The sequence below is a fragment of the Methylotenera sp. E1MeOHC1 genome (assembly GCF_058745595.1).
Genome location: NZ_CP196025.1, coordinates 772,080 through 786,151, shown reverse-complemented (window position 1 = coordinate 786,151; position 14,072 = coordinate 772,080). Strand labels below are relative to the sequence as shown.

General features: G+C 40.1%; 15 protein-coding genes. 10 read left to right on the top strand and 5 right to left on the bottom strand.

The annotated features are described in order from the left end of the window. The first annotated feature begins 15 nt into the window (after nucleotides 1-15). From ACSSU7_RS03570 to ACSSU7_RS03555, 4 genes are all read left to right on the top strand, one after another. Complete coding sequence (locus ACSSU7_RS03570) at nucleotides 16-918, top strand: tetratricopeptide repeat protein (RefSeq protein ID WP_492517353.1); 903 nt, start codon at nucleotides 16-18, stop codon at nucleotides 916-918. Between the two features lie 179 nt (nucleotides 919-1,097). Next, nucleotides 1,098-2,096, top strand: coding sequence for a protein-methionine-sulfoxide reductase catalytic subunit MsrP (gene msrP / locus ACSSU7_RS03565; protein WP_492517352.1), 999 nt, complete (start codon nucleotides 1,098-1,100; stop codon nucleotides 2,094-2,096). Between the two features lie 17 nt (nucleotides 2,097-2,113). After that, nucleotides 2,114-2,779, top strand: coding sequence for a protein-methionine-sulfoxide reductase heme-binding subunit MsrQ (msrQ, locus tag ACSSU7_RS03560; protein ID WP_492517351.1), 666 nt, complete (start codon nucleotides 2,114-2,116; stop codon nucleotides 2,777-2,779). Nucleotides 2,780-2,848: 69 nt separating this feature from the next. Then, entirely contained in the window at nucleotides 2,849-3,373 is a 525-nt protein-coding gene (locus tag ACSSU7_RS03555) for an HvfX family Cu-binding RiPP maturation protein (protein WP_492517350.1), read from the top strand. A gap of 53 nt (nucleotides 3,374-3,426) precedes the next feature. On the opposite strand, the gene ACSSU7_RS03550 is transcribed toward ACSSU7_RS03555, so the two are convergent. Beyond that, the gene (locus tag ACSSU7_RS03550; protein WP_492517349.1) at nucleotides 3,427-4,272 is read right to left on the bottom strand and encodes a DUF3034 family protein; all 846 of its coding nucleotides are present in this window, start codon (nucleotides 4,270-4,272) and stop codon (nucleotides 3,427-3,429) included. Nucleotides 4,273-4,424: 152 nt separating this feature from the next. On the opposite strand from ACSSU7_RS03550, the gene ACSSU7_RS03545 reads away from it, so the two are divergent. The 4 genes from ACSSU7_RS03545 (at nucleotide 4,425) to ACSSU7_RS03530 (ending at nucleotide 9,447) form a co-directional block, all read left to right on the top strand. Continuing rightward, nucleotides 4,425-4,859 (top strand): group I truncated hemoglobin, encoded by a 435-nt coding sequence (locus ACSSU7_RS03545; protein ID WP_492517348.1) that lies wholly within the window; start codon nucleotides 4,425-4,427, stop codon nucleotides 4,857-4,859. A gap of 25 nt (nucleotides 4,860-4,884) precedes the next feature. Beyond that, nucleotides 4,885-5,475 (top strand): methylamine utilization protein, encoded by a 591-nt coding sequence (locus tag ACSSU7_RS03540; protein ID WP_492517347.1) that lies wholly within the window; start codon nucleotides 4,885-4,887, stop codon nucleotides 5,473-5,475. 81 nt (nucleotides 5,476-5,556) lie between these two features. Beyond that, a complete protein-coding gene (locus ACSSU7_RS03535; protein ID WP_492517346.1) occupies nucleotides 5,557-7,845 on the top strand; it encodes a bifunctional diguanylate cyclase/phosphodiesterase in 2,289 nt (762 codons plus the stop codon). Nucleotides 7,846-8,034: 189 nt separating this feature from the next. Beyond that, nucleotides 8,035-9,447: a sensor domain-containing protein gene (locus ACSSU7_RS03530; protein ID WP_492517345.1), complete on the top strand. Its 1,413-nt coding sequence runs from the start codon at nucleotides 8,035-8,037 to the stop codon at nucleotides 9,445-9,447. 102 nt (nucleotides 9,448-9,549) lie between these two features. Here ACSSU7_RS03530 and ACSSU7_RS03525 read toward each other — a convergent pair whose 3' ends face one another. Beyond that, nucleotides 9,550-9,891 (bottom strand): helix-turn-helix domain-containing protein, encoded by a 342-nt coding sequence (locus tag ACSSU7_RS03525; protein ID WP_492517344.1) that lies wholly within the window; start codon nucleotides 9,889-9,891, stop codon nucleotides 9,550-9,552. A gap of 141 nt (nucleotides 9,892-10,032) precedes the next feature. On the opposite strand from ACSSU7_RS03525, the gene ACSSU7_RS03520 reads away from it, so the two are divergent. After that, the gene (locus ACSSU7_RS03520) at nucleotides 10,033-10,317 is read left to right on the top strand and encodes a single-stranded DNA-binding protein (RefSeq protein ID WP_492517343.1); all 285 of its coding nucleotides are present in this window, start codon (nucleotides 10,033-10,035) and stop codon (nucleotides 10,315-10,317) included. Between the two features lie 148 nt (nucleotides 10,318-10,465). Next, a complete protein-coding gene (locus ACSSU7_RS03515) occupies nucleotides 10,466-10,774 on the top strand; it encodes an excisionase family DNA-binding protein (protein ID WP_492517342.1) in 309 nt (102 codons plus the stop codon). Nucleotides 10,775-11,119: 345 nt separating this feature from the next. Here the strand turns inward: ACSSU7_RS03515 and ACSSU7_RS03510 are convergent, their stop codons facing one another. The 3 genes from ACSSU7_RS03510 to ACSSU7_RS03500 all read right to left on the bottom strand — a co-directional run bounded on the left by ACSSU7_RS03510 (nucleotide 11,120) and on the right by ACSSU7_RS03500 (nucleotide 14,065). After that, nucleotides 11,120-11,722 carry a TetR/AcrR family transcriptional regulator gene (locus ACSSU7_RS03510; RefSeq protein ID WP_492517341.1) on the bottom strand — a complete coding sequence of 201 codons (603 nt, stop codon included), beginning with the start codon at nucleotides 11,720-11,722 and terminating at the stop codon, nucleotides 11,120-11,122. Between the two features lie 762 nt (nucleotides 11,723-12,484). Further along, nucleotides 12,485-12,880 carry a hypothetical protein gene (locus tag ACSSU7_RS03505; protein WP_492517340.1) on the bottom strand — a complete coding sequence of 132 codons (396 nt, stop codon included), beginning with the start codon at nucleotides 12,878-12,880 and terminating at the stop codon, nucleotides 12,485-12,487. 210 nt (nucleotides 12,881-13,090) lie between these two features. Next, complete coding sequence (locus ACSSU7_RS03500) at nucleotides 13,091-14,065, bottom strand: vWA domain-containing protein (protein ID WP_492517339.1); 975 nt, start codon at nucleotides 14,063-14,065, stop codon at nucleotides 13,091-13,093. Between the last annotated feature and the right edge of the window lie 7 nt (nucleotides 14,066-14,072).

Here is a 14,072-nt window from a genome sequence, read left to right as displayed (position 1 = left end):
TTGTATCGAGTAAAAATGAAGCTACATAAAACTTTAACTGTAATAGCGACTTCTTTGTTTTTTAATACTATTTATGCTGCAAGTGATGACGCATTTGCATGTAATAAAGCGTATGAGCAAATGGATTTTCCTGCGGCGTTAAGCTTTGCAAATAAGGCGCTGGATACAAACAAAAATGACAAGGATGCCTTACTATGCCAAGGCCGCGTTTATAGTGGGCAGGGTAAATTAGACGATGCACTCAAGTCGTTTAAGTTAGCAGAAAAGCAGGCGGTAGACGGGTTTGATAAAATGATTATCGCGCTGGTTAGTGGGCATGCGTACAAAGACGCGGGTTTATATGAGCAAGCAATTGCAAGTTATGAGCAAAGCCTGCAGCAAGCCAAAAGTGTTAAAAGTAAAGCGTTTGAACGCGCGGCGTATCAAGGTGAGGGCAATGTATATCTTAATGCTGGCAAGTACCAGCAGGCACTAGACGCTTATTTGGCGGGCAGCGCGCTGACCGCAAACGATAATGAGCGTGGTGAAAGTTTTGAATCTATCGCACTGGCTTACCATAAGTTAAACCAACACGATGCAGCGCTTGAGTTTCAAATTAAAGCATTTTTGAGGCATGAAAAATCAGGTACGCTGGATCAATATGCACATTCAAGTATTGAGTTAGGTAGATATTACGCTGCCGCTAAGAACTATGATCACGCAGAACGTACACTAAATAAAATTATTAAGTTTGCGAAAGATCAGGGCGGTGCTTATTACGAAGCCTACGGTTACTGCATATTGGCACAAGTAAAGGCGGCAACTGGTGACAGTGCAACGGCAAAAACACTAATTGACCAAGCAAAATCAATCGCAAAAAACGCACATGATCAAGCGCTTGAAGATGAGATTGAAAAAGAAACTAAAGGTTTGATTTAGTCAGACTGCATTATTTTTTGCAGATACTGATTTATTTGTAAGGATATTCACTCAACCCAGACTAAGGTATGTTAGTTAAACTCATGATGAGTTAGGCTGTCACAGCTAGACAGTTCACTCACACATCATTCATGCTAGTTTAATGCTTCTAAAACATATATTTAGTACTGGGTATTCTTATGATTATTCTACAAAAGTCCGATATTTTATCCTCAGAAATCACACCCAAAGAGGTTTTTGAAGATAGGCGGCGCTTTATCAAGCAAGCCGGTTTAGGCTTGCTTGCTACCTCAGCACTGGCGCATAGTAATCTTTTATTGGCAGCTAACACCACGCACCAGAATACTCCCGTCGGTTACTCATCTAAATCAGCACCAACGCTGCCAAGCATCACTAAAACAGCCTATGGTAAAGAGGAAAAGCTCACCTCATACGAAGATGTTACCACCTATAATAATTTTTACGAGTTTGGAACCAGTAAAAATGAACCTGCTGTAAATTCAAAATTATTTAAGCCTCATCCGTGGACTGTTGGCATTGAGGGGGAGGTTAAAAAAAACAAGACCATTAGTATTGATGAAATTTTGAAGCTAGCCCCGCTAGAGGAGCGTATTTATCGTATGCGCTGTGTCGAAGGCTGGTCTATGGTGATTCCCTGGGTTGGTTTCCCGCTTTCGCAGTTAATTAAATGGGCTGAACCAAATGCCAATGCTAAATATGTTGAATTTATATCACTTGCTGACTCACAACAAATGCCAGGGGTAAACTTACCGATATTAGACTGGCCTTATATTGAGGGCTTGCGTATGGATGAGGCCATGAACCCGCTCACGCTAATGGCTGTTGGGTTATATGGAGAAAAACTACCCAACCAAAATGGTGCGCCGATGCGCTTAGTTGTGCCTTGGAAATATGGTTTTAAAGGGGCAAAATCTATCGTGAAAATACGTTTTACAGAGAAAATGCCACTGACCACTTGGATGAAGGCCGGGCCAAGAGAGTATGGGTTTTATGCAAATGTAAATCCGCAGGTAGATCATCCGCGCTGGACACAATCTTCAGAAAAAAGAATAGGCGCTGGTTTATTTGCGGGGCGCATTAAAACGCAAATGTTTAATGGATACACCGAACAGGTAGGGCAGATGTATGCAGGTTTAGATTTACGTAAAAACTTTTAAGTTGCAGGTTGATTAGCATGACCATTAAACAATTTTTCCTAAACACACCGAGTAGGAGGCAAATTAGCTGGATTAAATCCACGTTATTCTTACTTTGCTTAGTGCCGCTTGCACGCTTAGTTTGGCTAGGCGTGCATGATGGTTTGGGCGCCAATCCTGTTGAGTTTGTTGAAAGGTCAACCGGGTTCTGGGCATTGGTGATTCTATTAGCCACACTTAGCCTTACCCCGGTGCGCTTATTGTGGGGCGTGACATGGCAATTACAGCTTAGGCGCATGGTTGGGTTGATGATGTTCTTTTATGCCAGTCTGCATATCACCACTTATCTATGGCTAGATTATGGCTTTGATTGGGCTGATATCATCAAAGATATTATCAAGCACCCTTACGTATTGGTTGGGGCGACGGCATATTTACTGACCGTGCCTTTGGCTGTTACCTCCAATCAATTCATGATGCAGGTGTTGCGTCAGCATTGGAAGCAGCTGCATCTGAGTGTTTATTTAATCGCTACCTTAGGCGTCGTGCATTTTTGGTGGTTAGTTAAAAAAGATATACGCGAGCCATTGTTTTATGCAGTTATTTTAGCTTTTTTGCTGGGAATTCGTTTGTTCTACAAGTTACGCCAAATGAAGTTAAAGATAGAAAAAGCACATAAAGTGAAACTTTCTGCCTTAATTTAGAAAATATCACTGTAAGTTTTTACGGTTTGTGCCGACTAAGCTATACCAATAACTTCTAGGACAAACCTTATGTATAAAAATAGTCTGATTAATTACAGCTACGGTCTATATGACAGCGCTATCGGCTACCTAAACCAGCTTTCGGAAAGCATACCATCTTTATTTTTACGCCTGATACTTGCCTATGAGTTTGGCGAAGCAGGATTTGAAAAGCTTCATGGCACCAATTGGTTTGTTGATGTTGCGTTTCCTTTTCCATTTAGCTTGATTCCTGCGGAGTTAAACTGGCAGATCGCAACCTATTTTGAGATATTAGGTGCGACTGCGCTGTTGCTAGGTATTGCGACAAGATTTTTTTCAATTTCACTCATTATTCTAACTATCGTGGCGATTGCCACTGTGCATTGGCCTGCGCAATGGATGAGTTTAAATGATTTGTGGGCGGGCTATCGCATAATAGATGAAACAGGTGATGGCTTTGGTAATTATAAATTGCCATTGATTTATATCGTGATGTTCTCACCCTTGCTGTTTGGTGGCGCTGGTAAGTTGAGTTTAGACTATTTGATTAAACAAAAATGGATTAATCGATAAGCGCTAAAACTAGCGCATACCTAAAACACTGCAAATAAAATCATCAATTTTGTTTAATAAGAGATTTGCCCAGATAAATACCAACCGGATTGATTGGCTTTATTTGCAATGTTGCCCAAATCTAAGTAAGCGGCAGTCAGTGATATGTTCTTAAAAGGAAACCAAGCTAAAAATACATCATGCACATTTTGCTCTTTGTACACACTTAAATTGTCTGGTTTGTAACGATATTCAGTCCCAAGCAGCAACTGGTCTGTCAGCATCACGGCAATGGATGCTGCTGGTTGAATTTGATAATGGTCACGATTATCACCACCAAAACCTAAAAAACCAAACTGATTAGCTTTCGTCGCTTGCAACGTGCCATTTAGCAATAAGTTTCTACCGAACACCGCATCTAAATACAGCTTGGTTGCTGCCACGTATAAATCCACACCAGTTTGATGCTTAGCACCAAGCGCTTTGGGTATGTAATTAAAGTCTTCATTGTGTTTGATTTGAGCGCCAATGGCCACTTGCGGCAACCATGTGTCTTGGTCATAGATAGCATCGCCAAATAAGCGTAGCTTCACGCCCATTGTATCCACGCGGATACTTTCACCTGGCACCGTATCGCTCAGCCCCAACTTTTGCTGGCTTAGTGAAATTTCTAAGCGATTATATAAACCGACACTTACTCCGCCAGAGCTTATTTCAAAGTCGCCATTTGTTCTTGCTTCAGTATAAAAGGCCGAGCCGCCAACTTGTTTATCGGTACCATAGCCTGAGATTAAAGCCCAAGGTGTTAATCCGCCACCACCAGCTCCTTCTATTTGCATGACACCACCGGTTGCTAATAGACGGTCACCCGCCAACACTGCATTGGCATTGCTTAATATGGAAATTGCAAAAATATTCAACGACCATGTAAGAAGTTGTTTTTTGGGATTGCGTGTTAACAGCACATTTGCCTTTCATGGCTTTATTTAAAAATAATATACAAAGTAATTACGTAGATTAATCACAGTGGTTATATTAAAGTAATGATACATAAAAAGAGAGATTTAAATTGATGCGTAAAAATATTTTAATAACTTTAATGCTACTGCTTTCGTCTTGCGCACAAGTGCAATCTTCAAGTCATCAGGCTGCGAATCCATCCTTATTTGAGCGTATTGGCGGATTGCCTGTGTTAACGCTTGTTGTATCTGAAACAATAGATATGTCTGCGTCCGACCCTAAAATTAAGCGTTCGTTCGATGGCGTAAAGTTAGCAACCTTAAAACAAAGCGTTGTTGATCAGTTGTGCGTTCTGACTGGCGGAAATTGTGTATATGAAGGGGAGACCATGAAAAACTCCCATCGTGACCTTAAAGTGACCAGTGCAGAGTTCGAGTTATTTGTAGAAACGTTTAGAACTTCCCTAAATAAGCATGTAGGTGTTAAGGAGAAAAATGAGCTATTAAAAATACTGGCTCCGATGAAGCGTGATATTGTGACCGATTAATGATTAATTCTTACAGAGCCAATCTATGAAGCGTGCAGCCTTTAGCTTATTCCTTCTAGCAACATCATTTCAATTACAAGCTGCAGAGCTTACGGTGCAGGTAAATGACCAAGCCGGCAATCCGCTGAGTAACGCAGTTGTTTATTTAGAGGCGGATGTTAAACCTAGCCGTACCGCCTTGGGTGAAGCAAATGTGGATCAGAAAAATAAGCAGTTCTGGCCATTTGTAAGCGTGGTGCAAGTTGGCACCAGTGTAAACTTTCCTAATAAAGACTCCGTTAGGCACCATGTTTACTCTTTTTCGCCTGCTAAAGTTTTTGAGTTAAAACTTTACTCCGGTGTTCCGGCAAAGCCAGTTGTTTTTGATAAGCCAGGCACAGTGATACTTGGATGCAATATTCATGACAATATGCTGGCCTATATACACATTGTAGATACACCATATTTTGGTAAAAGCGATGTGAACGGCATCGTGAAACTAACGGACTTACCTAGCGGTCAACATACGCTTAAAGCCTGGTATTACGCCACAGTTAAAGAAAACTTTATTACTGAGCAAAAAATTACCATAAAAAATAATGAAACTGTTTCATTAAAGCTTGAAACACATAACTAACTCATTATTATCACAGCTAAAAACATGCAATTCAAAAGTCTAAAAAGTCGAATCTCCGTTATATTTTTATCATTAATATTGGTGATTCAAGTAATAAGCTCAATCGCTATTAAATTAAGTATTGATAAAAATGCACGGCGCTCAGTAAACCAACAGTTGGAGGTAGGTGAGCGCGTATTTTTAAATCTGCTAGAAAACAATGGCGAGAGTTTAAGTGTAGGTGCACGTATATTAGCGGCCGACTTTGGTTTCAAAGCTGCAATTGCAAGTAATGATCACGAAACTATCCTCTCCGCACTGATTAACCATCAATCAAGGATCAATGCCGATATCGCAATTTTTTACTCTTCAAATCAAAATAATTTGGTGATTTCAGAAAACCTGTCAGAAAATGAAGTGAGTGAAAAAATAGCAGAGGTTATTTACAAGGCAAAAAGTGATACACAAAAAAATAACTTCACCATATTTAAAAATCAACCATATCAATTAGTTGCTGTGCCCGTAAAAGCCCCACTTACTATAGGTTGGGTAGTGATGGGTTTTAAAATCAATAACAGTTTGGCAAATACACTACACAAACTGAGCAACCTAGAAGTGACCTTTATTAGCCAGGCTGGAAAAAGCCCTTGGCACTCAACCGCCAGTACCATGAGTGTTGGCGCTAGTGAGCAGATAGTTAAATTTACAACAGAGCAATACGCTTTTAATACACATAATAATTTAGAACTGACTATCGGCGACGTCGCGTTTGGCACTAGGTATGTCTCTATATTTAAAAATATCAATGAATCACTTTACGTAGTTTTACAGCGATCTATCGATGAAGCCACAGCGCCTTTTCAGGTGTTGCTACTTAATTTTCTGATTTTAAGTATTGTTGGCATGCTTATTTTTATAGTGAGTATTTTGTATGTTTCACGTATTGTGGCGCAGCCAATTGTCGAGTTGGCTAATACCGCTAGAAAGCTGGAGGAGGGGGATTACACATTCAACGTTGATACCTCTAGAAAAGATGAGTTAGGCAAGTTAAGTAGCGCTTTCAGTAGCATGCGCACTGCGATTGCGGATAGAGAAAAAAGCATTACCAAATTGGCTTACTGGGATGAGATGACCGGCTTGCCTAACCGTGCATCGTTTATGAAAGAGCTTAGCAGTGCCATCAAAAAGTCCGAAGTCAGCCGCGAGCCACTCTCTGTTTTGGTTATGAACCTAGATCGATTCAAGCAAATTAATAACGTGCTCGGATATGATTTTGGTAATCAGTTGTTGCATGCGGTATCCATTCGTATTTCACAGGTGTTTCGTAAAGATAACGATCTAGTAGCAAGAATCTCTGGCGATGAGTTTGCCGTCCTCCTGCCCGCGACTGATGCGAATGTTGCAGTTAATATCGCACAAAAACTTTTGCAGGCTTTTGAGAAGCCTATTGAGTTAGACGACAATTTTGTTGATATTACTGCTGGCATTGGCATCGCAAGTTATCCCGTTCATAGTAATCAAATAGAACAGCTGTTGAGTTTTGCAGAAGTCGCCATGCAGGTTTCAAAAGCCCAAAAATCTGGGCCAGTGGTATTCCAGCCAAGCTTTGATGTGGGAAGTAATGTGAATCTTACTCTTGCTTCTGAGCTTAAAAAATCAATAAATAACAATGAGTTGTCTCTGTTTGTTCAACCTAAGATTGACCTTGGAAGCAGGGTGGTGGCATCGGTTGAGGCATTGATTCGATGGAGGCATCCAACTAGAGGAATGATTTTTCCAGACCAGTTTATTCCATTTGCTGAGCAAACTGGGCTAATTAGAGATATTACGCTTTGGATGATTGCAGAGGCTTCTAAAGTGAGTGCATCATGGCTTGAAAAGGGCATGTCAATACCAATTGCAGTGAACATTTCTGCAAGAGATTTAATTGATTCCGACTTCCCAAATAAAGTCACTGAAATAATAAAATCTAATGGCTCGAACACTTCGCTCATTTTATTAGAGGTGACTGAGAGCAGTATCATGGATGATCCACACCGCGCCAAACAGACTTTGCTGCATCTATCTGAAATGGGTATTAAGCTAGCCATTGATGATTTTGGTACAGGCTACTCATCTTTGTCATATCTAAAAGAGCTACCGGTGAGTGAGCTTAAAATTGATAAATCATTTGTCATGCATATTGAAGAAAATCAGAACGATAGGATTATCGTCAGTTCAACCATTGAACTAGCACATAACATGGGCTTGCATGTGGTTGCTGAAGGGGTTGAAAGCATTAAAGTATGGAAGTCTCTACAAAGCATGGGTTGCGACTATGGGCAGGGTTATTATATGTCTAAGCCAATTCCAGTAAGTGATTTCGAAGCTTGGTACCAAGAATGGGTGTAATCGCCATTTAATCCAAGCAGTTTTCACCAAACACACTAACTAACCCATGGGTAAGAAAATTATTCTTTTGAAGGTATGTCGTTTGTTGTCAATCTAGTTGATATAAGCGCTATTAACTTGTTGGATTAATAGACACTACATAGAAATTTTGATACTTTAATACCCGTTTTTTAAGCTTATTAATCTGTTATGAACAATCAAAACCAAGAGCAACGCCTCAGAAACATTCTTTTCAACAATTTAGATGCTTTTGTTGGGGTTGATCACAATGGACTTATCACCGAGTGGAATCAACAGGCTGCCAACATTTTTGGTTGGAGTCACGAAGAGGCTATCGGTCAAAGCATGGATGAAATGATCATCCCTGAGCGGTTCAGAGAGGCGCATCAACAAGGAATGCAGCGCTTTCTGAAAGCTGGACATACTGAAGTATTGAATCGCCGTATTCAGTTAGAAGCTAAAAGAAAAACTGGGGAAGAGTTCCCGATTGAAATGGCAATTACCTATATTGCGAACTCAGAAGCCATTGAGTTCTATGCATTTATACAGGATATTTCTAGCCGCAAAGTTGAAGAGCAAAAACTACACTTTTTGGCTTCTAACGACTCACTTACAGGGGTGAGAAATCGGTCATATTTTAATACTAACTTGCCAGAGGCAATGGCAAGGAGCCGACGTAGTGACAAAGGCTTGGCCTTAATGTATCTGGATATTGATCATTTTAAATCTATCAATGACTCTTTAGGGCACGAGGCAGGGGATCTGCTTTTGAAAGAGTTCGCGATCCGGCTTAAAAGTAAGTTACGTGAAGCGGATATTGTTTCCCGTCTTGGTGGTGATGAGTTTACAGTGATTATTGAGGGTGTTGTTACTGAAGATGATGCCAGTAAGGTGGCAAGTAATATCATTCAAGAGTTAAATCAAGGCCGTTGGTTAGGTACGTCTGATCTTAAAATTACCTCAAGTATAGGCATTGCCATCTATGATGGGCGTGCGATTGATGCGGATAAACTGGTGGCCCTCGCTGATAAAGCAATGTACAAAGCAAAGCACTCAGGTCGCAATAATTTCAAAATATTAAGATTTGAAGATATTGACGTACCTCATGAAGGTAAATCTGCACCTAAAGTTCCTGCGGGCATTATCAATACCCAAAACCTTTTGAATGTACAGCAAAAGGCGGGAGGTAACTTTCTGCAAAATACCTTATCTGCTTTGCGACGTCACCTAGATATGGATGTGGCATTTATTTCTCACATTCATGATGGTGTACGTGAGTTTATGTTTGTGGACTCAAAAGATTTAAACCCGCCGATTGCGGTTGGTGATAGCGGATTGCTAGAAGACGGTTACTGCCAAAGAGTGATTGATGGGCGTTTACCTGAAATCATTAATGATGCTTTCGAGTTGCCAGAAGCCATGAGTATGGAAGTTACCGCTTTGGTGCCAGTTCGTGCGCATATGAGTGTGCCCATTAAGCTAAGTGACGGTAAAATTTATGGGACATTCTGTTGCTTTAGTTATACACCGGATCAAACGCTTAATGAGCGTGATATCTCAGTCATGCATGTTTTTGCCGACTTAATATCACAGCACTTATAGAGTAGAACATCTCGAGATCGTAGCACATAAGGTTTTTATCCCCTTAATGTGCAAATTAAGTGCCACTGCGTTATTTAACATAATATACATTATACGAAACTGTTAACTAGCGCTTAAAGCGCGCTCTTCGGTTAAAGAATTCCAAAAGACGGCTATCGTCAATCCTACCGCCACCGCCATTTTGCAGGAGGACATAAAAGATTTGAAGAACTCGCGTTTCTTCGGGTTCTTTTCTGTTTCTGACGCGATATCAGCCATTATTATGCTCGGGTCGATACCTAGGCATTCCCCAATCTTAAAACAGGCGTAAACGCTCGGCAAACGCTCTCCACGGGCATAAAAATTTAACTCACTGTTGCTGATATCCAGTTCAAGCGCTAATTTATAAATTGAATCTACATTTAAACGCGTTTTACACGCTTCTACGTACTCTTTGCCGTTCATGGTGTCTGCCTCTCGTTTTCTTCATTTCCTGCTTTTTTGGATTCTACACTGATTTAAAAAGTTCTTGACCTAATCACACTTTGTGATTATGGTTCGCCTAGTCACATTTTGTGACTAAATAAATTTTAAAAGGACAGAATCATGCTGAAAGTCGAAATTAAAGAACCGAACCTGACAGGCAGAAAATGGCAAAACGGCAATCCAGTATTTGAGCAACATGCTTGGGCATTTATCCCAGAACCAAACGGCAACACTGCCGATTACCCGCAACGCATCACTTTACGACTAGAAGATAATTCTCAACCTTACCCGATTGGCGTTTACGTCTTACCAGCGTCAGATTTCTACGTGGGCAATTTTGGTGCTTTGACTGTTGGCCGCGCACATCTAAAACCATATCCAGCCGCAGTACAAAAAGCCGCTTAGTTTTTCGATGATTTCCAACGTCCACAATCTTCAACTTTTGACTTGCAGTGCTAGTACCACTGCAAGTAATTCCGGTAGACAGGAATTTTTTAAACGTTTCAAACTGCCCTGTCAGCCAATGCTGGCATGGTTTTAAAGGGGTTTAGCTATGAAAAAAAACTCTTCCGCAAAGGTTACACCGATAAATAAGGCTAAAAAGCTCGCACAAAAGCGAGAAATTAGACGTGCTGATGCTCCCTATATGGGGCATTACTACACGGTTGAAGGTGCAGCATATAACCTAAATTGCTCCACTCGTAGAGTACGCCAGCTTTTACAAGCTAATCGCTTACTCGGTTACAAAATCGGTAAGAGCTGGCGCGTTAAATGGCCATTCTTATTTCAGGTCGGAACAAGAGGTCCAGTATCTTCAGCGATTAACCGCCCTGTTCGTGGCTCAAGGTCTGAAGCTTACTAGTAGGCAAGTAATTATTAAGGCTCGGAATATTAAAGCGTTTTACACATGATAGAAAAAGCAAGGAGACCTGAAAATCTTACATCGGCTGATAACCACACACAAAATTATATTTTTAAACGCGTTAAACATGCAAAAAAAGTACGGTTTTAAATCTGAATACCTATACATTACACGAAATAAATAATCAAAATGTTTGGTTTGCTTTTGATATGTATATTTTGGGGATTTATAGCCTGCTTTGCGGGCTGCATCTATAATCATCATCTTATCTAAGTGCTCTGCCACGTTTATATGGCGCACATACTTTAGATGTAGAAACAACCTTAGCGATGCCATTGTTCTGCATCATTTCAGCATCAATTTAACTGTAACTAATGCGTAGTCTGTAGATGTTTGTAGTTCAGCTTTGGTTACGCCATCTTTGGCTCTTAATGCTAATCCATGTACAAAAGTCATATAGAACTCGGCTAATGTTTGCGGGTTGGCTGTGCTGATTAACTGGCCATCTGTAACCGCTTGCTTGAATCTTGCTTCTAATACACGCATATAGCCGGTTCTGAGGTTTTTCAGTCTATTCATGTGTTCGGTATGCTCTGGAGAGCAATTGATGGCAGCTGTCATTATTAGGCAGCTACATGGGTTGTTCTGACTCGTGAATATCTCGACATTGCTGTAAAGCGAGCTTCTGATTGCATCGTAAATGGATGGATGATCGTTTAAAGCTTTTAGTGGCCCTACTTTTAAGGTCTCGGCATACAGATTGACCACCTCATTAAACAGTTTGTCTTTATTGCCAAATGCAGCATATACGCTCGGTGCTTTAGTGCCAATGGCACTAATTATGTCCGCCATTGTTGTGCCTTCGTAGCCTTTTTCCCAAAATATTAACATCGCTTTATTAAGCGCAGCATCTCTATCAAATGTTCTTGGTCGCCCTGCAGATGACATGATTATTCCTTTAAAAGCAATATGTTGAGTATATTGTAATGAGGATTACATAAATGTAGTAATAATGTAATGTATATTACATTATTAAATTAGGCAACTAAAACATCATATTTATGAGGTTTGTAAGTGTGTTAATCAGGATTGGTGGCAGAGTTAATTCAGGACAACTTCAGAATCTGGTTTGTCTTGATTTTAGAGTCGTTGATACTAGGGTGGTTGTATTACATTGCAAGCAGATGGTTCTGGTATAGGGGCACTACCCTACTTTTGTATTAATGCTTAACTAGCTCACTTGAAAGCGGCTCTTGCTTATATTTAGGGTGGGGTTAGGTGGTTATTATGGTGACGCCAGATAGCTTAGTTAGATTAACATTGCCTGGCTTTTGATTATGAGCGCATGTGCTTAGCGGCTGATTGAGATGTGTTCGATTTAGATGTATGGCAAAAATGCTTAGGTATAATTCTTTTGCAATATTTGGCCGGCAGCGTGCTACCTGAGTGAATAGTAAAGGATGGGCGGTATTAGGAATTCAATGCCGCCTATCATGCAGGGTTACTCAATACTTAATATTCGTATATTGAGATGTATGCGTCTAACACCCATGAAATCTTTTGGGAGACTATAGGCGTGATTTTTTTATAAAGCCCTAGAATACTATTTCTGCACAAAAAGTTATTTTCTGACATATGAGATTCTCCTAAGGCTTTGTGATTAATCTGATATTAAATTTATCTTTTTATATGTTCTTAGTGTGATATTTATTAGAGTTTGTCCATCGCATATTTAAGCAGTGTATACGCAATCCACATAAAACCAACAGAAGTAATTAAAAAGCTAAGTGCACTGAAAATCTTCCACTTGGTTTTATCCCAAAAATTGGTATCAAATGCGGCAATGGTAAAGATTGTAGGGTTTGTAAAGCCGCCAATAGCAATACACCAACAGGCAATTACAGGTAGCTCAACACCAACACCATAAAAGCCTAAACCAAACAGTGCCATTAAAGCATAATCAACGTGTGCCCTAATCAGGGTTTTATAGTCCACAACGAAGGCATCAACTCTTTTGATTGGAAACCATTTAGCAAAGGTCATCAACCATGCGGAGGTGATTAATGCGGTGATACAAGCTACGGCCCCTATTAGTAATACTTCCATTTTATTCTCCTAAATTAATATTAAACTGCAACTAAATAATACAGACAGGTCTGTCTTATTGCAACTAAAATATATAGTTTTAATACTAAATATGAGAAATATTGTGAGTTAAAATTGGTGACTCCATACAACAGATGGAATCACCTTATATTAAAGAGCCGAGCCAAATGGTTTGATTATTAGGCCGTGGTTTTTAATCGACTTGTTATATCACTTGCGTTTAAATCTAGCGGAAATAAAGTTTAGTGATATTAGATTAGGGATATAAGTAGCAAGCAGTACGAGTAATCCTAAGCTCAAGTAAAACCATCGTATTTTATAATCGCTAATGAAGCTAGCCGCTGGTTTTTGCCCCTGAACAAACTCATAAAATGCTGGGCTGTCTGCACCTTTAATGTAGCTAGCATTGATATCACCAGATAGTTTCTTTAGATAATCATCTTCTAATTGAGATAAAAATCTGTCATATTCTGCATATGCAACTGGTGGGTCAGGCTCATCTTGGCTAGGGTCTGAATAAGTAACGCTGACGGCACCTGAGTTATTATTCTCACTGATCGGCCAATACCCAACTCTTTTATTGTTTGAGTTAAATCGTGGGACCCCTATCTTAGTGGTTGAGCCGACGCCAATAAACGCTAGGTTTTTACCCATTTGTATTCCGCTTAAATCTTGTTGGATTGTTACATTGACCCTAGGTGCTTCGTCTCCGTCTGTAAAAAACAACATTTGTGCAGGTACGTTGAGCGAATCAAACACATTGGCTGCAGCGCGTACACCAAAACTTAATCGACTATTGCCTTTCCAGGCCATGCGCCATTCAAGATGGTCAATTGAATCGGTAATGGTGTCGAGGTTTTTGCATACCTCTAATGGATTAAGCAATAACGCAACATTGTCTGAAGCGAAAATACCAACACTAAAATATGTGCCACATGGCGATGTTTTAACGATATTTTTCATCAAATACCGCGTATACGCTAGCCGGCTGACAGCTTGGTTGTTGATTTTTTCATCTTCAGCATTCATGCTTTGAGATACGTCTGCCACCATTAAGTAATTATGCACCTGCTGTTTTAGTTGTATGGTTGGCATAAACAGCGCCAAGGCCATCAATGCGATGGCTAGAACGTATAGCAATGTTTCATAGTGGCTTTTAATCAATAAAATTGATTTGTTCAACATAGATTTA